The following is a 19,090-nucleotide window of genomic DNA, read 5'->3' as shown; positions in this document are numbered from 1 at the left end:
CTGAGGGCTGTATTTAAGATTTGAGCGACTCATAAAACGAGCGCCAGAAGAAGTGACTGGAAGGAGTTAAGATGAGCCATTCTCGCCATGTAGGGAGTCTAAAAACCAATCGATCATTGAGTGCAAAAGATATGAGCAACTTCGCTTTCCAGTTTGACAAAGCCTACATTAATGGCCAATGGGTTGAGGCTGATAACAAAACTACCATTTCTGTTACCAATCCTGCGACAGGGGAGCTGATTGGTACGGTTCCCAATATGGGGGCTGCAGAAACCCGTCGGGCGATTGAGTCTGCAAATCATGCTTTACCAGCTTGGCGCTCAAAGACTGCTAAAGAGCGCGCACGAATTTTGCGTAATTGGTTCGACCTCATTATGAAAAATCAAGAGGCACTTGCTCAGCTAATGACTGCAGAGCAAGGCAAGCCCTTGGTTGAGAGTAGGGGTGAGATTGCATATGGCGCCTCCTTTATTGAATGGTTTGGCGAAGAGGCGAAGCGCCTCTATGGTGAAACCATTCCTGGTCACGCTAGTGATAAAAGATTGATTGTGATTAAGCAAGCCATTGGTGTTTGTGCTGCGATTACACCCTGGAACTTTCCATCAGCAATGATTACCCGCAAGGTGGGTCCTGCATTGGCGGCTGGTTGCACTATCGTCTTAAAGCCCGCTAGTCAAACACCATTCAGCGCTTTAGCGCTATGCCAACTTGCAGAAGAGGCAGGCATTCCACCGGGAGTATTTTCTTGTGTAACAGGCTCCGCAACTGCTATTGGTGGCGAACTATCTTCAAATCCAATTGTCAAAAAGCTCAGCTTTACGGGCTCAACCGAAATCGGCAAGTTGTTATTGGCGCAATGCGCAACAACTGTGAAGAAGGTTTCCATGGAGTTGGGTGGCAATGCACCGTTTATAGTTTTTGATGATGCTGATATTGATGCAGCAGTGAAGGGTGCCATTACTTCCAAATATAGAAATGCTGGACAAACTTGTGTATGCGCCAACCGCATCATGGTACAAGATTCTATCTATGATGTGTTTGTAGAGAAATTTGTTAGAGCAGTAGGCGCTTTCAAAGTTGGCAGTGGCGCTGAAGCGGGTAATGTGATTGGGCCGCTGATTGATGAGCGAGCTCTAGCGAAGGTTGAAGATCAAGTCAACGATGCCGTCAAAAAAGGTGGCAAAGTGGTGATTGGTGGCAAGCGCCATGTCTTAGGCGGTTCCTTCTATGAGCCTACTGTGGTTTCTGGCGCTACCAAAGACATGCTCGCTTTTAGGGAGGAAACATTTGGACCATTGGCTCCGATATTTAAGTTTTCCAGTGAAGCTGAAGCTATAGAGATGGCCAATGACACTCAATTTGGTTTGGCTGCCTATTTCTATAGTCAGAACATTGCTCGTATCTGGCGTGTAGCGGAAGCGCTTGAATACGGTATGGTTGGCATTAATGAAGGTTTGATCACAAATGAAGTAGCGCCTTTTGGGGGTGTTAAAGAAAGTGGCCTCGGTCGTGAAGGATCGCGGCACGGCATCGAGGATTACTTGGAGCTAAAGTATCTTTGTATCGGCGGCATCAAAGCAGCGCAGTGAAGTGAAACACTTGAGAAACAAATCAAATAGAAGAGCTTAAAGATGAAGTCCTTAACGGTAGAAGATGCCATTACCTCGCGCAAGTCCGTGCGGGCGTTTACTAAAGAGAATGTTTCAAAAGAAACCATTACTAAGCTCTTCAATATTTCTGCTAGAGCGCCATCCGGTACCAATACCCAGCCCTGGAAAGCATATGTAGTGGAGGGAGGTGCTCTAGCAGATTTATGTGCGAAGGTATGCGCTGCCTATGACAGTATTGCTACTAATCCAGAGTTAGAAAAAGAATACCAAGCTGGGTATGACTATTACCCTAGTAAATGGTTTAGTCCTTATATTGACCGTCGTCGTGAAAATGGCTGGAGCTTGTATGGTCTTCTCGGAATTACAAAAGGCGATAAAGATAAGATGCATGCACAGCACCGGAAGAACTTCGAGGCTTTTGGTGCACCTGTATGTATTTTCTTCACCATTGATAAAGATCTCGGTAGAGGCTCCATGCTCGACTACGGGATGTTCTTGCAAAGTCTAATGGTTGCCGCAAGAGGTGAAGGATTAGACACTTGCCCGCAAGCGGCTTGGAATCATTACTCCAAAATTATCCTGCCATTTATTGGTGCAAAAGAGAATGAAATGTTGGTTTGCGGCATGGCCCTGGGCTATGCTAATAAGACCGATATTGTGAATACCTTTCATACGCCTAGAGTTGCTGCAGAAGAATTTATTACCTGGCTTAGTTAGCGCGCTAACCCTTTTAATAGAGGGCGCTTAGAGCTAATCATTGAAGACTTGATGACCATCTTAACTTATTTTTTTATTTATTATAATGCAGAATCTTGAAAATAAATTATTTAATTACATAATTTAGAAACTTAGATTAGGCCAATAAGAATATGGATATTCGAAAGCAGGCATTTAATTTTATTAAAAATAAAGCCACGCTGATATTTTGCTTGGTAATGGGCGTGTTGTTCTATTCAAGCACTCCAAAAATTCATAACTCTGGCCTTATGGGGGCATATATTCCCCCAAATTTTCCGGATGCTACAACGGGAATGTCTATTTTGAGGCTTTGGACTTACGTTGATAAATTTGAATTCGTAAACTTTGGGTCTCTGTATTTTTCAAATCACCTTCCTTATGGCCTTCTCTCCGGATGGTTAATTTATTTAATCTGCAATCGAGCCGCACAAAATCAGACTCTTGAAAGGCTATTGCTGGTTCTGCCTGGATTATTGATAATCATCTATTACGCAGCTATGAATGGCCCACTCTACGATATGACTTTTGCTGTATCTTTGCTCATATGCACAATGTATTTAATTGATTGCGATAAAAAAATATCATCAGTACAAATATTGAAATTAGGTTTTTGGGTGACCTTAATGTACATGAGTCGACCTTTTGGCATGTATTTTGCATTAGTGATTTACAGCTGTTTTTTTTGTAAGATTGGACGACGAATAATTCCCGCATGCATCATCACAATTCTATTTATGGTGCCACTTCATCTTTATCAACTTCATAAATTTGATACCTTTACTTTATCAACCTATGGAGGTACAAATTTAGCTGAAGGACTTGCAAGCTCTGGTGAAAATCCAAATCAATTTTTAGATTGTAAGGTTATTTTAGGTAGACAGAATTATGATTCAAAAGAAATGGTTAACTGTTCCAAAGTGAACAAAAATAAGGCTTTAGAGCTTTATAAAAATAAGCCAGAAGTCTTGCTAAATATATTTAGCCCAAAGAGATTATTTACCGTCTTTATTTTTCCTCGTCTATTTTGGACTGGGACATATATTGGCTTTGAGAAAAGTATGTCTAAGGAATTGAGGGTTGTCACTGTAGTCTGCTACCTCTCTCTTTTTTTTACTTATTTGATTATTTTTTTAAATTTTAAGAGAAATAAATTTTATTTTATCCCATTGCTATTCTTTGCAATGGGAATATTTTTTTCTGCAATGGGATCAGATGGAAGTGAGGCCATTAGAATTTTTATGCCATTTATAGCCATTGCATATCTAGTGGTCACCAATAAATAAATGAATATGTGTAGTTTTTGTGAAAACTTTGGCATTCGCAGCCATTTATATCTAGTAGTTGGTGTGATAATTTAGAGTGGAATTTAGTCCTTAGCTTTTGATTCGTGCGCTTTTGCGGGTTCTTTCGTAAAACTGATCAGGCTTAGACTTTACCCAAGTAATAAACTTGCCCATCTCTGGATGATTTTTTAGCGTTTCAGCGGTATTAAATTGTTGCGCTAATTCAGATTCTGTAAAAAGAGCATGTATCTGTTTATGACAAATCCGATGTAGATATTCGGTAATCTTCCCGCCTTTCGATTTTGGAACTAAGTGGTGAGCATCTTTCTGTGAGTCCGGAATGAGCCTCTCGCAAATTGGGCAAACCAGCCCCTCCTGTCCTTTGAGATGGCGAGGTTTAAGTAAGATCAATTTTTGGCGCACTTTACCAAGCATGGGATCTAATCATCAAAATGAATTTCAATAAATTGGGGCCCACCTAGTTTAGTAAATAAGTCTTACACTTGCATGGTGCCAAAGATTTCCAAAAATACCCTGACAGAAGCTGATTTTTCCCTCTTAATTGAGATGGCTTGGGAGGATCGAACTCCATTTGATGCCATTGAGAGCCAATTTGGACTATCTGAATCCGAAGTCATTGAGTTAATGCGTAGTCAGCTAAAGCGCTCTTCATTTAATTTATGGCGCAAGCGGGTTACGGGTAGGGTAACCAAGCATGTAGCCCTACGTAGCAAGTTGGTTACTCGTGCACACTGCCCAACCCAGTACAAACACAAATGAGTCAATCAAAGAGCTTGGTATTGATTCTGGGAGATCAATTAGATCTACAGGGCGCAGCACTTCAGGGTTTTAATTTTGAGACCGATGAAATCATCATGTTTGAGTCGACTCATGAGGGTCAATATGTTTGGTCTCATAAAGCCAAAGTAGCACTCTTCCTATCCGCTATGCGCCACTTTGCTCAGGCGCTTACAGATCTAAAGTATCCGCTCGTTTATATCAAAGAATCCAGACTATCCATTACAGATAACTTAAAAGAGTACATCCAAAAGAAAGGTATTAAGCACCTTGTTTGTGTAGAGCCTGGTGAGTATCGACTCAAAATTGCCCTCGAGATGCTGGCTCATGAACTTGACCTACAGCTGGATATGCGTGAGGACAACCATTTTTACTGCACTCATCAAGAGTTTATCGAATGGGTGGCAAATAAAAAAGAGCTCAGGTTGGAGTATTTTTACCGGTTGATGCGCAAGACTCATCAAATCTTAGTGGATGCTGATGGCAATCCAGAGGGTGGGCAGTGGAATTTTGATCAAGACAATCGCAAGTCCTATCCCAAGAAAGGTCCCGGCATTATTGATAAGCCTCTTTCTTTTCCGCATGATGATATTACGGCGGAAGTAATGGATTATGTTCGCAAAGCTTATTCGGATCACCCGGGATCCTTGGATGCGTTTGATTGGCCAGTCACAAGAGAGCAGGCGCTAAGGGCGCTGGAATATTTTGTTGAGTATCGACTGAGAAACTTTGGCGTGTATCAAGATGCTATGTGGACTGATACTCCTTTTGGTTGGCACTCCATCCTATCAAGCTCCATGAACCTCAAATTACTCAATCCTAGAGAGGTGGTAAATGCGGTTCTCATTGCATGGAAAAAATACTCTCTAGATCTATCAACGGTAGAGGGCTTTATACGGCAAATACTGGGCTGGAGAGAGTTTGTACGTGGCATGTATTACTTAGATATGCCTCAGATGGCGCAGGATAACTATTACCAGCATGCCAATCCATTACCGAGCTGGTACTGGACAGGCGCAACTGATATGGCGTGCATGAAAGATGCGATTGGACAAACGCTTCAATACGGTTATGCGCATCATATCCAACGTTTAATGGTTACTGGAAACTTTGCCTTGTTGGCAGAAGTACTTCCAACAGTGGTATGTGATTGGTATCTGGCTATCTATGTAGATGCGATTGAGTGGGTTGAGCTACCCAATACTGCAGGTATGGCATTGTTTGCTAATGGTGGAAGATTTACCAGTAAGCCTTATATTGCCAGCGGTGCCTATATCAAGCGGATGAGTAACTATTGCAATGGCTGCAGGTACAAGCCAGACGTGCGTTTTGGAGAAAATGCTTGTCCAGTCACTACGCTGTATTGGAATTTCTTAATCAAGCATCGTGATCAGTTTGAAGCTAGCCCACGAACTAGATTAATGACGGCAAACTTAAAAAGAATTAGTGATGATGATCAAAAAGCAATTACTGTTCATGCTCAAAAGATTCTGAGCAATCTTGACGCTCTCTAAGGCCCCACTGTGAATTCATCTTTCAAAGGAAATAAAAGCTTCTTGCCTAGCAAACTCTGTGTGGTTTGCAAGAAAGAGATGACTTGGAGAAAATCCTGGGCTAAGAACTGGGAATCAGTAAAGTATTGCTCGAATGCCTGTAAGGGAAAGAAATTAGATTAAAGGCTCGCCCTAATTTCAGCTGAGCGGTCCCAGAGATTTGGGATTTGCTTGGAAGAATATCCAGAAACAAAGTTTTTTGGGCTGCCGGTGGTCGGATCATAGGTATGACGCTTGACTGCGCCAATATTGGCGCCATACACATGAATGCTGATGGAGGTTTTGTCTGGAATAGCATTACTAACCACATGAATATCACCAATAGTCGGACTAACTGCTTCGATATAACCTTGGCGTAGAACGGTTTCCGGTCCATCCATCACTAATTCGCCGGATGCTAATTTCTTATAGCGTTGCCCTTTTTCCATTCCTCTGAGCATGCCAATCAGGCCCCAGATGCAATGATCGTGGATTGGTGTCTTTTGGCCGGGGCCCCATACAAAGCTGACCACTGAAAATCTTCCTAATGGATCTGCATGAAGTAAAAACTGTTGGTAGAACTCGGGGTGGGGAACGGTACAGAATTCCGGGAGCCAAGAGTCTGTCTGAATCAGGGTTTCCAGTAAATCAGAGCCCTTAGAAATCAAGTTTGATTCAGTAGATTCTTGAGAGACTAAATGGGTCATACCAATCACAAAATCTCTTAGGGGTGCGATGGTGTCTGTTTGATTATTCATTTATCTAGTCTCCTGCTGTATCAAAATTACATCTATTCTAATGATGATACCAAGCATAAAAGCAAGCATCGCCATTACCGTTTAAAGAGTGGGGAGTGAATATCAGGGGTTATCCCTTAGGGAGCTTTACACACTAGCATGTTAGATTTTCTTTGCTGTATACAAATACAAAAATCATACCCGGAGACCCATATGAAAATTAGCGTTATTTCCAAAATAGTATTGGTAATTGCATCCTGCGTTGTATTTACTTCTCAAGTACATGCTCAGGCAGCAGCAAGTCCATTTGTCAGCGTGAAGCCTGATCAAGTGGTGTGGGGTGATGCTCCTGCTGGGGTTAAAACAGCAGTTCTATATGGCGACCCCACTAAGCCTGGAATGTATGTTGTCAGAAATATATTTCCTGAAGGAATTATGAGTTCCCCCCATTCACACTCTCAAGATCGTTTTGTAACAGTAATTAAGGGCACCTGGTATGCGGGAACCGATGCAAGTTGGGACCCGGCGACAACGGTTGGATTACCTGCGGGAAGCATGATGTTTCATCCTGCTGGGGTAGTGCATTTTGATGGTGCAATGAAGGGTGCAACAGAAATCCAAATTATTGGTATGGGTCCCGTCTCCACCACTCCGGTCTATCCCAATGAGCCGCGCTTTGGAAAGCCTCACAAACTCAATTAGAGAGCAAATCCTTGTTTATCAATCTTTTGATTTAATAAAAATAAAAATGCCACCCTCTTGGGTGGCATTTGTTCCTGCAAGGTCTAATTTTGGCTTTTATTTATTAAGCAGCTAACGCCTTTTCTGGCTCCACTACTGAAGAGCGAATCAGGTAATCAAATGCTCCCAAAGCTGCTTTTGCTCCTTCACCCATGGCGATGATAATTTGCTTGTAAGGCACTGTAGTGCAGTCACCAGCAGCAAATACACCAGGCATTGAGGTTTCGCCTTTGTTATCAACGATCACTTCACCATGTTTTGATAACTCGATAGTGCCTTTGAGCCAATCGGTGTTCGGCAATAAACCAATTTGCACGAAGATGCCTTCAAGCTCAAGAGTGTGCTCAGAATGATCTGTGCGGTCTTGATACCGCAAGCTACTCACCTTCGTGCCATCACCCAATACTTCTTTGGTGAGTGCGCTCTTGATGATTGTGACATTAGGCAGGCTATTAAGTTTAGTTTGCAATACTGCATCGGCCCGTAATTTGCTATCAAACTCAATTAAGGTCACCTGACTCACAATGCCTGCCAAGTCAATGGCTGCCTCAACACCCGAGTTACCACCACCAATCACTGCAACACGCTTTCCTTTGAACAAGGGGCCATCACAATGTGGGCAGTAGGCGACACCTTTGTTGCGATACTCCTGTTCACCGGGTACATTCATTTCTCTCCAGCGTGCACCAGTACTCAGAATCACAGATTTACTCTTGAGCACTGCACCATTGACTAACTCAATTTCGATTCCATCATCTGTCTTGCGCAATGCATTGGCGCGTTGCAAGTTCATGATGTCCACTTCATAGCTTTTGACGTGTTGCTCAAGGGCTTGAACCAATTTAGGGCCCTGAGTTTCTTGAACAGAAATAAAGTTCTCGATACCCATAGTGTCCATGACTTGGCCGCCAAAGCGTTCTGCCACAATACCGGTGCGGATGCCTTTGCGGGCTGCATAGATTGCAGCAGCTGAGCCAGCAGGCCCGCCACCAACAATCAACATATCAAAGTTATCTTTGGCATTAAGCTTAGCCGCATCCTTTTGCGGGCTATTAGTATCGAGTTTTGCAACCAATTCTTCTACGGTCATGCGTCCTTGGCCAAAGGCTTCGCCATTCAGAATCACGGTAGGCACCGCCATAATTTTGTATTGGTCTACCAGGCCCTGGAAGAGGGCGCCATCAATCATTTCATGTTCGATATTGGGGTTGATAGCAGCCATCAGGTTCAATGCTTGCACTACATCGGGGCAGTTATGGCATGACAAAGATATAAAGGTCTGAAAATGCAGCTTGCCTTCAATTCCGCGAATCCGCTCGATGATGTCTTGCTCTACTTTTGGTGGGTAACCGCTAGATTGCAAAATCGCCAAGATAAACGAGGTCATTTCATGACCCATTGGCAGGCCAGAGAATGCAATGCGAGTGGCTTCTCCAGGTTTGCCAACAGTAAAGCTGGGAACGTTCTTTGATTGGCCCTCAGTTGATACCGTAATGCTGTCTGATTGTTCGGCCACTTCATTTAGGAGCTCGAGCATCTGCGCGGAGCTTTCACTAGCATCTAATGTGGCTGTTAAAACGATCGGGCTAACCATTTTCTCAAAGTAAGCCTTGAGTTGAGTTTTGATATTGGTATCTAACATGATGTTTCCTTAGTAAATTTTTTAGTGAGTCTATTGGGCAGGATCTAATCCTCTCCAATAGACTCTCCGAAGAGAGTCTGATTGGTAAAAGAAAAGTTTCCTATTAGATCTTGCCTACGAGGTCTAAAGATGGAGTCAATGTGGCTGCGCCTTCTTTCCACTTAGCTGGGCAAACTTCACCTGGGTGAGCAGCTGTGTACTGAGCAGCTTTAAGCTTGCGCAGAGTTTCGCTAACGTCACGAGCGATTTCGTTGGAGTGAATTTCAGCGGTCTTGATGATGCCTTCTGGATTGATAATGAAGGTACCGCGCAATGCCAAGCCAGCCTCTGGAATATGCACACCAAATGCGTTTGTCAAAGTATGTGTTGGGTCACCTACCAATGGGAATTTTGCTTTTCCTACAGCTGGTGATGTCTCGTGCCAAACCTTGTGTGAGAAATGAGTATCGGTTGTTACGATATACACTTCAGCACCCATCTTTTGGAATTCAGCATAGTTTTCAGCTGCATCTTCAATTTCAGTAGGGCAGTTGAAGGTAAATGCCGCTGGCATGAAAATCAACACAGACCATTTGCCTTTGAGGCTTTCGTCGGTGATGGTAACGAACTTACCGTTGTGAAAAGCTTCAGTTTTGAACGGTTGTACTGCGGTATTAATAATGGACATGGTGTTCCTTTCAGGGGTTGAAAAAATTAACAACTGGACGAATTATGGGCCTCTTGCATAGATCATTCAAATGAATTAAAATGATGTTATTAATCGATTTAATAGATAACAGAAAAGGCTCAATATGGCTGCATTGCCCACCATAAAGCAATTACGTTACTTAATTGCACTTAGCGAGACATTAAGCTTCACTAAAGCTGCAGAAAGCTGCTTTGTTGGTCAATCCACCCTCAGCGCAGGCCTAAAAGAGCTAGAAGACACTCTGGGCGTTCAATTAGTGGAGAGGGATAAGCACTCTGTTTCGGTAACCCCGATTGGGCGTGGGGTGGTGGAGCGCGCCCAACGTTTGATCGTGCAGGCAGATGATTTGGTTGACTTTGTAGAGGGTTCAGCTGGATCCATGGTGGGTGTCATTAAGTTAGGCGTGATTCCGACGATTGCACCATTTTTGTTGCCAACACTATTGCCTAAGATGCGTGAGCAATTTCCTAAGCTCAAGGTTGTCCTGAGAGAGGACATGTCAGCCAATCTGATGGAGAAGTTAAATCGTCATGAATTAGATTTCGCGTTGATTGCTCTACCTTACGACACAGATGGCTTTCTCACTAAAGAATTATTTGATGATGAGTTCTGGGTTGTTGGCGGCAAGGATGATCCTGCGCTTAAAAATAAAGAGGTGCAGTTAACTAGTAAATTAACTGATCGCATTTTGTTACTGGAAGAAGGTAACTGCTTGCGTGATCATACGATCAAAGCATGTAAGAGAAGTTCAGCTGCTAATCATTATGGAATTGAGGCAACCAGCCTGCTCACTCTAGTGCAAATGGTGGAGTCTGATTTAGGTATTGCGCTGCTGCCAGAGATGGCGGTGAAGTCTGGTTTGTTGAAACAAACAAACCTCATAGCTAAACCCTTGGCTGCACCAGCTCCTAAAAGAAGAATTGCTTTAGTGGCCAGACCATCGACTGCCAGGATTGAGGAATTTAACGCCTTGGTAAAGGTGATGAAGGTCTAAAAGTAAAAGCCACTCGAGAGTGGCTTTTGAATTACTGGTGGGTCGGGCGAGATTCGAACTCGCGACCAACGGATTAAAAGTCCGCTGCTCTACCGACTGAGCTACCGACCCGGTAAAACGAAGATTATAGCAAGAAGTTTATGGGTGTTCCTGGGGTATGGGTCGTCTGCCCGTGAGCCCTTGTACTTACAAGTACGTTATGAGTTGAGCCGCCTGGCTACTGGTGGGTTTTTAGAAAAATACTCCTTAATTCCTCTCAAAATAGCCTCTGCAATCCGATCCTGATAGCCATCATCGTTTAATCTGGCCTCCTCTTGAGGGTTGCTGATAAAGGCAGTCTCTACCAGGATCGAAGGAATGTCTGGAGCCTTTAAAACAGCAAAGCTGGCTTGCTCTACCTTGCCTTTATGAAGGGGCGCAAATCCCCCAATTTGCTTCAGAATGGACTGACCTACTTGCATCGAGTCTTTAATTTGAGCTGTTGTGGACATGTCCAGAAGTAAGTTCGCTACTTGCCGATCTTGGGTCTTGATATTGATGCCGCCGATAAGATCTGAAGCATTTTCTTTATTCGCCATCCAACGTGCCATTGAGCTACTTGCCCCCATTTGGGAAAGTGCAAATACAGAAGCCCCTTTAGCCCTAGGTTCAATAAACGCATCCGCATGAATCGATACAAATAGATCTGCCTCCACTTTCCTGGCTTTTTGTACTCGTACATGCAGTGGCACAAAGTAATCACCATCTCTAGTGAGGTAGGGACGCATATAGGCTTCGCCCTCAATCTTTTCCTTAAGTCTTCTCGCAATGGAAAGCACGACATTCTTTTCTCGAGATCCTGCAGCGCCTATAGCACCCGGATCTTCACCGCCATGGCCAGGATCAATGGCAATTGTGATTAATCGTTTGTATTTAGCAGATGCTGGCACATCTTTTGTTTCCGGTATCGCTTGGGCTACTGGATTTTTTGGGGCTTCCTTTTCTTTCTTAGTTGCAAATTGTGCAATCAAATCAATTTCTTCATTTGCTTTTTCAAGGGCGCTCTCTTTTTTGGCGCTACTTCTTACTAAAGCCATTAAAGGATCAAGTGGAGTGGTAGGGTATAGATCAAAGACCATGCGGTAGTTGTATTCACCGACGGGATCAAGCGTGAAGAGTTGCGGCTTGATCGGTTCTTTTAAGTCAAATACCAAGCGCACAATGCCTGGCTGAAATTGCCCCACCCGGATCTGCGATACATAAGGATCATTTGGTTTTACTTTGGCAACCAAGTCTTTCAGAGTAGGGTTCAGTTCTAAACCTTGGACATCCACCACCAAGCGATCTGGGTTGGTCAGGATTTGCTGGGTAATCGGTAATGGAGTATCTGACTCTAAAGTAATGCGGGTGTAATCCTCTGAGGGCCAAATACGTACACCTAAGATTTTGGCGCCCCAAGCGATATCTACCTCAGTAAGCAATAGAGCAAAGCTCAAGAACTTGGCTGAGGTCTTGAGATGCTGTCTTCGAGAGTGGTTTACTTTTTTGCCACTCATGTATCTATTGGGCGCTGCTTTATATCAACCACTATTTTTTTGCCTTTCTCAGAAAGTGCATTTAATTCAATGCTACGTTCATTTTCTTGTAAGCCAGCTGTCAGCAAAATCTGAATATCAAAAGCGGGAAGGGTGCCCTCTGCTTTTTCTGGCCACTCGATTAAGCAAAATCCCGGCACATCAAAATGCTCTGCAAATCCTGCCTCTTGCCACTCTAGTGGATCACGCATTCTGTAGAGATCAAAGTGATGGGCAGTAAAGGTTTGTTGATTGCTTTGGAGTTCGTAGGGTTCGCACAAGGTGTAAGTGGGGCTCTTCACTTTGCCCCCATAACCGAGCCCCTGAATCAAATGCCTAGCAAAAGTCGTTTTTCCTGCACCTAAATCACCTTCTAGGGAAATGTTGATATGCGCCTCTGGGGTTAGCCCCATCCAGTGCGCCAAGCTGGCAGCGAGATGCTTAGCTAGGGATGCAGTTTCTGCTTCCTGCCTACAATATTGCTTAAATGTTGCTTTGAGAGATGCCTGAGGCGTCTGATTTCCAGTCATTACCCTAGTTTATTCAATTATTGCGCTACATTCTGTATTGCCCATGCCTTTATCTGCCAACCCCTCTTCCTTAGATCAGCAAAAGCTTCGAGCTTGGTTGGGGGAGCAGGCTGAGATCTTTGGTTTTGACGGTTTGCGGATTACTGACACCCATTTAGGTATTGCAAGTGAGCGCTTGCAAGAATGGCTAGCAGAAGGGCGTCATGGTCATATGGAGTATATGCAGCGCCATGCAGACTTGCGCTTCAATCCCCAATTATTAGTTCCCGGCACAGCGCGCGTGATTTGTGTCTCGATGAATTATCTGCCTCCCGAAAGCAATTTTGATGCCGAATGGAATCGGTTAGAAGATCCATCTCAAGCAATAGTCTCCATGTACGCCCGTGGGCGCGATTATCACAAAGTACTTCGCAATCGTTTGCAAGATTTTGCCAAAGCGATTGAAGAAAAAATTGGCACCTTTGGGTATCGCGTATTTACTGATTCAGCACCATTAATGGAGGTGGAGCTCGCTCGCAAAGCAGGTTTGGGCTGGCGCGGTAAACACACACTACTACTGAACCGAGAATCTGGCTCTACTTTTTTCTTAGGCGAGATCTTAGTGGACGTGCCGCTGCCCATTGATGAAGAGCAGGCAGAGCATTGTGGTACTTGCCAATCTTGTATTGATGTCTGTCCTACCCAAGCCATTACCGCACCTTACCAATTAGATGCCCGTCGTTGTATCTCTTACTTAACCATTGAAAACCCTGAAGCAATACCAGCAGAGTTCAGAAGTGCGATGGGTAATCGAATTTATGGTTGCGATGATTGCCAGTTGATCTGCCCCTGGAATAAATTTGCCAAGCGTACCCAGTTGCCAGACTTTGCGCAGCGTCATGGCTTAGGGCAAGCAAGTTTGTTGCATCTTTGGTCTTGGACTGAAGCTGAGTTTGAGCAGCGCCATGAAGGCAGTGCGATTCGGAGAATTGGCTATAGTCGTTGGCGTCGGAATCTGGCAGTGGCTATGGGTAATGCACTGGCTAGCCCTAAGACTGGTATTGCTGACAAAGAGTCAATTCGTTATGCCTTGAGTGGGGCTTTAAGTGCTGCCGATGGCTTGGTAGCTGAGCATATTGAGTGGGCCCTAAGGGCTGACTAACGGCTTACAATTGAATCATGTCATCATCCGACCAACCCTATATTGATCCAAGTGAAATAGCGCTAGAGGGTTCAGTGGCTGAGCGCTTTCAGAGTCGTGAAGATGCATTTTGGACTGGTTTACGAGATGCGGCTGGCGCCCCAGCAATGGTACTTTTTGCTGGCATGGTGGGTTTTGGTGCAATGGGTAAAACCAATGGCTTTGATGTTTGGTTCACCACCTTTACTTCCTTGTTCATGTTTGCCTTGCCAGGGCAGGTGGTCTTGCTGGAGATGGCAATTACGGGTTCATCAGTTATCGCCATTGCTTTAGCGGTGACATTAACTTCTACCCGTTTCATCACGATGACGGTGACACTCTTTCCGCAGTTTCATCACAAAGACCGTAATCGCAGCTTATATGCTTCGGTGCATTTATTGGCGATGACTGCATGGGCAATCTCGATGCGTGAGTTTCATTCGATCGAAACTAAACATCGCTTAAGTTATTTTGTGGGCCTGGGTTTAATTTGCTGGCTGATTTCTGTGCCAGGAACTATCTTGGGGTTTTACCTTGCGGGCATGGTACCTCCAGCAATCACCTTAGGTCTCGTTTTTATTAACCCCCTTTTCTTTTTGCTAACCTTTACAGAAGTCAATCCTTGGATCAATCGTATTGCCTTAATGTTAGGTTGTATCTTTGGTCCGATTTTCTTCATCGTCGACCGTGATACTAGCCTGCTCACATCAGGTCTTGTGGCCGGAACAATTGCTTACTTTATTGACCGTAAGTTCTTGCGTAAAAAAGCAGGGATTATTGGGTGATGAGTGCGATGGACACCATGGCTAACGCACTCTCTGGCTGGGGTTTATGGATTGCCTTGGTAGGTGCTTGCCTTGGCACCTACTTCTGTCGCGCAATTGGCGTACTACTTTCGAATAGCATTAATCAAGACAGCGAACTGTTTCGTTGGATCGCTGCTGTTACCTATGCGATGGTTGCGGCTTTAACAGTGCGACTCATCGTTATGCCCTTGGGCTTGATGGCAACAGTACCCTTGTGGATACGCATTCTGATTTGCGCTTTAAGTATTGGTGTAATGGTGTCTAAACCAAGCAAGCGATTGGTTCCAGCTTTATTGACTGGAACCTTGCTAATGGTGGGTTATGGCGTTATTCGCTAAGTCCCCTTTAACTTGAACTAGAGATGCGCTGCTAGGATTCTAGCAATATGCACAGCTTCTCTTTGTGTGCCATCCGCAATTTGATGGCGACAACTTGTACCATCAGCTACTACCCAACTATCTGGTGATTTACGGATGGTAGGCAATAAACTCGTTTCAGCCATTTGTTTAGATACTTTAATATGCTCTGCTTCGTAACCAAAACTACCCGCCATACCGCAACAAGAAGATTCAATAAGCCTGGGCTCTGCTTTAGGAATCAGTTTGAGTAGTTCCATGGCGGGGGTAACTGCTGCAAAAGACTTCTGATGGCAGTGACCATGAAAGAGCACGGACTTACTGGCTTCTTTGAGATTGAGTTTCAGTGTTCCTGCTTTAGCTTCACCCGCTAAAAACTCTTCCAAGAGTTGAGCTTGTTTAGAAACGCAGATGGCCTTGTCGCCGAAGCCCATGACCAAGGCTTCATCCTTGAGTGTAAAGAGGCATGAGGGCTCTAGACCAATAATTGGAATGTTCTTGTCTGCATAAGGCGCAAGATGATCAATAAGCTCACTCAGCGTCTCTTTGGCTTTGTCAACCATACCAGCTGCAAGATAGGTTCTGCCACAGCAAAACTCTTTTGAACAAATATTTGTATTTACTGCTTGTTTTTCTCTATTGTTTTGGCTCTTATTGGGTATATGCACACGGTAACCTGCGGCTTGGAGAACTTTCAGTGCGGCGATGAGATTTTCATCTTCAAAATAGGCATTAAAAGTATCAGCCAGCAAGACCACGCCTTTGCCATTAGTGCTTTGGGCTAATTCTTCGGGCGAGAACTGATAGCCTTGTGCTGTTTGCTGGTTCCAGAAAGTCTTACTCTTCCAGATCGGTAAACTTCTTTGCGCAGAGATACCCATAATCCACTCTTGTAGCTTTGCTACTGGCGCAACGTGATTGCGTAGGTTTAGCAGTGCTGGTAGGAGAGGAATATTGCTAATAGTAGGAGCATATTTAGGCAAGTAAGCTACTGCCAAGTCCCGCAAGGAGTGACCAACCCGTTTCTTGTAAGCCGATAAGAACTCAATCTTCATCTTGGCCATATCTACGCCAGTAGGGCACTCACGACGGCAGGCTTTGCAACTCACGCAAAGCTCCATGACTTCTTTGATGGCATCACTGGCTAGCGGGGATGAATCGATCGTTGATCCACTCTTAATATCGAGTTGATTAGAAAGCGCCAGACGTAATGTATTGGCTCGTCCTCTAGTGAGGTGTTTCTCATCACGGGTCACGCGATAGCTTGGGCACATTACTTCAGCGTCAAACTTGCGGCAGTGACCATTGTTATTGCACATCTCCACTGCTTTTGCTAAACCCATAGCCGGATCACCGCCAGTACCAGGGGTTGTAGTTTCTTCTGTAACGGGGTCATTTTGCACGTTCCAAGCAGACCAATCTAATGCAGGCTGTAATGGAATGACCTTGTAATTGGGTGGAAACCTAAAATTGATGGGGTCATCCATCCTCGGCGGATTAACGATCTTGCCGGGGTTAAATAATCCTTTGGGATCAAAAGCGTGCTTGATTTCCGAGAGGGCTTCAGTGATTTTGGGGCCAAATTGCCAGGAGATCCACTCACCACGACATAGGCCATCACCATGCTCGCCGCTATAAGCACCTTTGTACTTGCGTACTAACTCTGAGGCCTCTTCTGCTACAGCACGCATCTTTTGGGCACCATCTCTGCGCATATCCAAAATGGGGCGCACATGCAAAGTGCCCACTGAGGCATGGGCATACCAAGTACCTCTTGATCCATGCTTGGAAAACACCTCTGTCAATGCTTGAGTGTAATCAGCCAAACTCTCCAGCGGCACAGCGCAGTCCTCAATAAAGCTTACTGGCTTGCCATCCCCTTTAAGGCTCATCATGATATTGAGACCTGCTTTACGCACTTCCCACAAATTCTTTTGCAAGGATGCGTCGGGCATTGGCACTACTGAGCCTGGTAAACCCAAGTCACTCATGAGCTCTTGCAGAGCTTTAAGCTTATCTAGTAGTGGGGCGTGCGCCTCACCAGAAAACTCCACCAAGAGAATTGCTTCTGGTGTTTGGGCGGTGTGATCAATGAGCGCAGTCTCAATCGTTTTCTTAAAGCTAGGATTGCTGCGCGCTAAATCAATCATGGTGCGATCAACTAGCTCAACTGCGGTAGGTCCAAGTTTGACAATGTGCTGAGCGCTATCCATGGCTTTATAAAAGCTCGCAAAGTTCACAATACCCAGTACTTTGTGTTGTGGCAATGGCGCTAATTTAAGCTTAAGAGATTTGAAGTAGGCTAGCGTGCCTTCGCTACCTACCAAGAGGTGCGCTAAATTAACACTGCCATCTTGGGTATAAGGTAATTCGCTTTGGGGATGAAAGATGTCGAGGTTGTAACCTGCAACACGTCGCAAGACTTTCGGAAAGCGCGCTTCAATCTCGGGCTGCAGTGTATTGGCTAAGTCTTTGACAAAGCCGCCGAGTTCTTTGGCAACGCCAGAGCTATTTGCGTAGTTCCCAAATTCACCAACTCTGCCATCTGCTAGCCAAGCATTAATACCCAATACGTTATGCACCATATTGCCGTAAGCAATCGAGCGGCTGCCGCAAGAGTTATTGCCCGCCATGCCACCAATGGTTGCTTGCCCAGCAGTGGAAACGTCTACCGGATACCAAAGACCGTGTTGCTTGAGTGAGCCATTCAGGTGATCAAGCACGATACCTGGCTCAACTTCCACATAGCCTTTATTGAGATTGAGATCAAGAACATTTCTGAAGTATTGAGTGTTATCGATGACTAATGCTGCGCCAGTGGTTTGACCACACTGACTGGTACCGCCGCCACGGGGAAGAACGGGTACACCAAGCTCTGCCGCAATCTGAATGGCACTCGCAATATCTTGCGCAGTCTTCGGCACAAATACAGCAACTGGCATAGCTTGATAAATAGAAGCGTCGGTAGCGTAACGACCACGACTTGCGCTATCGGTCATCACATCACCCGAAGTTTCTTGGCGTAAGCGTTTGGCTAGCTCTACCTGATCCACCATCAGCTCTTTAAGGTCAAGAGGTTTATTCATTTGACTGTCTCTGCTAGTTTGGATTCAGCTTTGAGTAACTGCACTACAACATCACGTTTATTTTGTACGTGCTGAATCATGATCTTCCGCATGCGGCTGCTGTCTCTGGCTTTGAGAGCGTCAAGCATCTCTTGGTGTTCTTCAACCGCTTTTTCCCATTTAACACCATCTTGATTTGATCTAAAGCGTAGAGCTTCAATTTGCGCGTTCACTTGCGAGAACAGTTTGGCTAGTACGGGATTATTAGCTGCTTGATTAATTAAATGATGAATGCGCAGATTGAGTTTGTAATAAGAAGATAAATCACGTCGCGCATACGAAGCCATCATTTCATATTGGAGCGCTTCTAATTCAGAGAGGGCGGTATCGCTAATATTATTGGCGGCCAACTCGCCAGAAAAACCCTCCAGATCGGCAATGACATTAAAGGTGTGAATGACATCAGTAATGCTGAGTTGCACAGCAATCGCGCCTCGATTGGCAATGAGTTCTACCAAACCATCAGCAGCTAAGCGACGGATCGCCTCGCGAATGGGGGTGCGAGAAACATTCAGGCTTTCGGCAAGTTCTCGTTCATTGAGTTTGCTGCCAGGGGCAATCTTGCCCTCTACCAACAGCAATCTGAGCTTTTGGAAGATAGCTTCATGTAAGTTCTGCGAATTAGGCTGTTCTATAACTGCCATACTGTAGCTCCCCGAGCTCTAAATTTGTATACAAAAACATTAATAAGCCATGATAAAGCATAAATATAGGCTTTAAACGCTAATTAAAGGGTTTATTTTAAGATTTTATAAAAATATTTTGTATACAAAATAGATAATTGGCAAAAATTGTCTT

19 protein-coding genes and 1 tRNA gene are annotated in these 19,090 nt (G+C 44.6%); 11 read left to right on the top strand and 9 right to left on the bottom strand.

Going from position 1 to position 19,090, the window contains the following annotated elements:
- The first annotated feature begins 131 nt into the window (after nt 1-131).
- The 3 genes from C2740_RS06725 to C2740_RS06715 all read left to right on the top strand — a co-directional run bounded on the left by C2740_RS06725 (nt 132) and on the right by C2740_RS06715 (nt 3,631).
- On the top strand, nt 132-1,589 hold the full coding sequence (locus tag C2740_RS06725; RefSeq protein ID WP_215294345.1) for an NAD-dependent succinate-semialdehyde dehydrogenase: 1,458 nt from the start codon (nt 132-134) through the stop codon (nt 1,587-1,589).
- Between the two features lie 42 nt (nt 1,590-1,631).
- Complete coding sequence (locus C2740_RS06720; protein WP_215292563.1) at nt 1,632-2,327, top strand: nitroreductase; 696 nt, start codon at nt 1,632-1,634, stop codon at nt 2,325-2,327.
- A gap of 152 nt (nt 2,328-2,479) precedes the next feature.
- Nucleotides 2,480-3,631, top strand: a complete 1,152-nt coding sequence (locus tag C2740_RS06715) for a hypothetical protein (RefSeq protein WP_215292561.1) — start codon at nt 2,480-2,482, stop codon at nt 3,629-3,631.
- Between the two features lie 90 nt (nt 3,632-3,721).
- Here C2740_RS06715 and C2740_RS06710 read toward each other — a convergent pair whose 3' ends face one another.
- Nucleotides 3,722-4,066 carry an HNH endonuclease gene (locus tag C2740_RS06710; RefSeq protein ID WP_215292559.1) on the bottom strand — a complete coding sequence of 115 codons (345 nt, stop codon included), beginning with the start codon at nt 4,064-4,066 and terminating at the stop codon, nt 3,722-3,724.
- A 72-nt stretch (nt 4,067-4,138) separates the two neighbouring features.
- Between C2740_RS06710 and C2740_RS06705 the strand changes: the two genes are divergently transcribed.
- The 3 genes from C2740_RS06705 to C2740_RS06695 are packed head-to-tail and all read left to right on the top strand — an operon-like array spanning nt 4,139 to nt 6,105.
- The gene (locus C2740_RS06705; protein WP_215292558.1) at nt 4,139-4,411 is read left to right on the top strand and encodes a TIGR03643 family protein; all 273 of its coding nucleotides are present in this window, start codon (nt 4,139-4,141) and stop codon (nt 4,409-4,411) included.
- Nucleotides 4,408-5,943 (top strand): cryptochrome/photolyase family protein, encoded by a 1,536-nt coding sequence (locus C2740_RS06700; protein WP_215292556.1) that lies wholly within the window; start codon nt 4,408-4,410, stop codon nt 5,941-5,943. The genes C2740_RS06705 and C2740_RS06700 overlap by 4 nt, the downstream gene beginning before the upstream one ends.
- Nucleotides 5,944-5,952: 9 nt before the next feature.
- A complete protein-coding gene (locus C2740_RS06695; protein ID WP_215292554.1) occupies nt 5,953-6,105 on the top strand; it encodes a DUF2256 domain-containing protein in 153 nt (50 codons plus the stop codon).
- On the opposite strand, the gene C2740_RS06690 is transcribed toward C2740_RS06695, so the two are convergent.
- Nucleotides 6,102-6,719 carry a cysteine dioxygenase gene (locus C2740_RS06690; protein WP_215292552.1) on the bottom strand — a complete coding sequence of 206 codons (618 nt, stop codon included), beginning with the start codon at nt 6,717-6,719 and terminating at the stop codon, nt 6,102-6,104. The genes C2740_RS06695 and C2740_RS06690 overlap by 4 nt on opposite strands.
- A 192-nt stretch (nt 6,720-6,911) precedes the next feature.
- Between C2740_RS06690 and C2740_RS06685 the strand changes: the two genes are divergently transcribed.
- On the top strand, nt 6,912-7,400 hold the full coding sequence (locus C2740_RS06685; protein WP_215292550.1) for a cupin domain-containing protein: 489 nt from the start codon (nt 6,912-6,914) through the stop codon (nt 7,398-7,400).
- Nucleotides 7,401-7,503: 103 nt separating this feature from the next.
- On the opposite strand, the gene ahpF is transcribed toward C2740_RS06685, so the two are convergent.
- Both ahpF and ahpC read right to left on the bottom strand, forming a co-directional pair.
- On the bottom strand, nt 7,504-9,081 hold the full coding sequence (ahpF, locus tag C2740_RS06680) for an alkyl hydroperoxide reductase subunit F (protein WP_215292548.1): 1,578 nt from the start codon (nt 9,079-9,081) through the stop codon (nt 7,504-7,506).
- A 103-nt stretch (nt 9,082-9,184) separates the two neighbouring features.
- Nucleotides 9,185-9,748: an alkyl hydroperoxide reductase subunit C gene (ahpC, locus tag C2740_RS06675; RefSeq protein WP_215292546.1), complete on the bottom strand. Its 564-nt coding sequence runs from the start codon at nt 9,746-9,748 to the stop codon at nt 9,185-9,187.
- Between the two features lie 124 nt (nt 9,749-9,872).
- On the opposite strand from ahpC, the gene C2740_RS06670 reads away from it, so the two are divergent.
- On the top strand, nt 9,873-10,763 hold the full coding sequence (locus C2740_RS06670) for a hydrogen peroxide-inducible genes activator (RefSeq protein WP_215292544.1): 891 nt from the start codon (nt 9,873-9,875) through the stop codon (nt 10,761-10,763).
- Between the two features lie 35 nt (nt 10,764-10,798).
- Here C2740_RS06670 and C2740_RS06665 read toward each other — a convergent pair.
- The 3 genes from C2740_RS06665 to tsaE all read right to left on the bottom strand — a co-directional run bounded on the left by C2740_RS06665 (nt 10,799) and on the right by tsaE (nt 12,846).
- Nucleotides 10,799-10,874 (bottom strand) — tRNA-Lys (locus tag C2740_RS06665).
- A gap of 86 nt (nt 10,875-10,960) precedes the next feature.
- A complete protein-coding gene (locus C2740_RS06660) occupies nt 10,961-12,298 on the bottom strand; it encodes an N-acetylmuramoyl-L-alanine amidase (protein WP_215292542.1) in 1,338 nt (445 codons plus the stop codon).
- The gene (gene tsaE / locus C2740_RS06655) at nt 12,295-12,846 is read right to left on the bottom strand and encodes a tRNA (adenosine(37)-N6)-threonylcarbamoyltransferase complex ATPase subunit type 1 TsaE (RefSeq protein ID WP_215292540.1); all 552 of its coding nucleotides are present in this window, start codon (nt 12,844-12,846) and stop codon (nt 12,295-12,297) included. The genes C2740_RS06660 and tsaE overlap by 4 nt, the downstream gene beginning before the upstream one ends.
- Before the next feature lie 43 nt (nt 12,847-12,889).
- Here tsaE and queG point away from each other — a divergent pair, with 43 nt between their 5' ends.
- Genes queG through C2740_RS06640 form a run of 3 tightly spaced genes read left to right on the top strand, consistent with a single transcriptional unit; the run spans nt 12,890 to nt 15,149 of the window.
- On the top strand, nt 12,890-13,987 hold the full coding sequence (queG, locus tag C2740_RS06650) for a tRNA epoxyqueuosine(34) reductase QueG (protein ID WP_215292531.1): 1,098 nt from the start codon (nt 12,890-12,892) through the stop codon (nt 13,985-13,987).
- Nucleotides 13,988-14,004: 17 nt separating this feature from the next.
- Entirely contained in the window at nt 14,005-14,790 is a 786-nt protein-coding gene (locus tag C2740_RS06645) for an AzlC family ABC transporter permease (RefSeq protein WP_215292529.1), read from the top strand.
- 17 nt (nt 14,791-14,807) lie between these two features.
- On the top strand, nt 14,808-15,149 hold the full coding sequence (locus C2740_RS06640; protein WP_251369612.1) for an AzlD domain-containing protein: 342 nt from the start codon (nt 14,808-14,810) through the stop codon (nt 15,147-15,149).
- Between the two features lie 17 nt (nt 15,150-15,166).
- Here the strand turns inward: C2740_RS06640 and C2740_RS06635 are convergent, their stop codons facing one another.
- Both C2740_RS06635 and C2740_RS06630 read right to left on the bottom strand, forming a co-directional pair.
- Nucleotides 15,167-18,253: an FAD-binding and (Fe-S)-binding domain-containing protein gene (locus tag C2740_RS06635; RefSeq protein ID WP_215292526.1), complete on the bottom strand. Its 3,087-nt coding sequence runs from the start codon at nt 18,251-18,253 to the stop codon at nt 15,167-15,169.
- On the bottom strand, nt 18,250-18,936 hold the full coding sequence (locus C2740_RS06630; RefSeq protein ID WP_215292524.1) for a GntR family transcriptional regulator: 687 nt from the start codon (nt 18,934-18,936) through the stop codon (nt 18,250-18,252). The genes C2740_RS06635 and C2740_RS06630 overlap by 4 nt, the downstream gene beginning before the upstream one ends.
- Between the last annotated feature and the right edge of the window lie 154 nt (nt 18,937-19,090).

This window comes from Polynucleobacter sp. MG-5-Ahmo-C2 (assembly GCF_018687735.1).
GTDB lineage: Bacteria > Pseudomonadota > Gammaproteobacteria > Burkholderiales > Burkholderiaceae > Polynucleobacter.
This window is presented reverse-complemented; position numbering and strand designations above follow the sequence as displayed.

Bases quoted from the DNA above. Each gene is read 5' to 3' on its own strand.
- C2740_RS06720 (WP_215292563.1), top strand. From the start codon at position 1,632: ATGAAGTCCTTAACGGTAGAAGATGCCATTACCTCGCGCAAGTCCGTG.
- C2740_RS06640 (WP_251369612.1), top strand. From the start codon at position 14,808: ATGGCTAACGCACTCTCTGGCTGGGGTTTATGGATTGCCTTGGTAGGT.
- C2740_RS06645 (WP_215292529.1), top strand. From the start codon at position 14,005: ATGTCATCATCCGACCAACCCTATATTGATCCAAGTGAAATAGCGCTA.
- C2740_RS06635 (WP_215292526.1), bottom strand. From the start codon at position 18,253: ATGAATAAACCTCTTGACCTTAAAGAGCTGATGGTGGATCAGGTAGAG.
- tsaE (WP_215292540.1), bottom strand. From the start codon at position 12,846: ATGACTGGAAATCAGACGCCTCAGGCATCTCTCAAAGCAACATTTAAG.
- C2740_RS06670 (WP_215292544.1), top strand. From the start codon at position 9,873: ATGGCTGCATTGCCCACCATAAAGCAATTACGTTACTTAATTGCACTT.
- C2740_RS06660 (WP_215292542.1), bottom strand. From the start codon at position 12,298: ATGAGTGGCAAAAAAGTAAACCACTCTCGAAGACAGCATCTCAAGACC.
- C2740_RS06715 (WP_215292561.1), top strand. From the start codon at position 2,480: ATGGATATTCGAAAGCAGGCATTTAATTTTATTAAAAATAAAGCCACG.
- C2740_RS06630 (WP_215292524.1), bottom strand. From the start codon at position 18,936: ATGGCAGTTATAGAACAGCCTAATTCGCAGAACTTACATGAAGCTATC.
- C2740_RS06710 (WP_215292559.1), bottom strand. From the start codon at position 4,066: ATGCTTGGTAAAGTGCGCCAAAAATTGATCTTACTTAAACCTCGCCAT.
- ahpC (WP_215292546.1), bottom strand. From the start codon at position 9,748: ATGTCCATTATTAATACCGCAGTACAACCGTTCAAAACTGAAGCTTTT.
- C2740_RS06685 (WP_215292550.1), top strand. From the start codon at position 6,912: ATGAAAATTAGCGTTATTTCCAAAATAGTATTGGTAATTGCATCCTGC.
- C2740_RS06705 (WP_215292558.1), top strand. From the start codon at position 4,139: ATGGTGCCAAAGATTTCCAAAAATACCCTGACAGAAGCTGATTTTTCC.
- ahpF (WP_215292548.1), bottom strand. From the start codon at position 9,081: ATGTTAGATACCAATATCAAAACTCAACTCAAGGCTTACTTTGAGAAA.
- C2740_RS06700 (WP_215292556.1), top strand. From the start codon at position 4,408: ATGAGTCAATCAAAGAGCTTGGTATTGATTCTGGGAGATCAATTAGAT.
- C2740_RS06725 (WP_215294345.1), top strand. From the start codon at position 132: ATGAGCAACTTCGCTTTCCAGTTTGACAAAGCCTACATTAATGGCCAA.
- C2740_RS06690 (WP_215292552.1), bottom strand. From the start codon at position 6,719: ATGAATAATCAAACAGACACCATCGCACCCCTAAGAGATTTTGTGATT.
- queG (WP_215292531.1), top strand. From the start codon at position 12,890: ATGCCTTTATCTGCCAACCCCTCTTCCTTAGATCAGCAAAAGCTTCGA.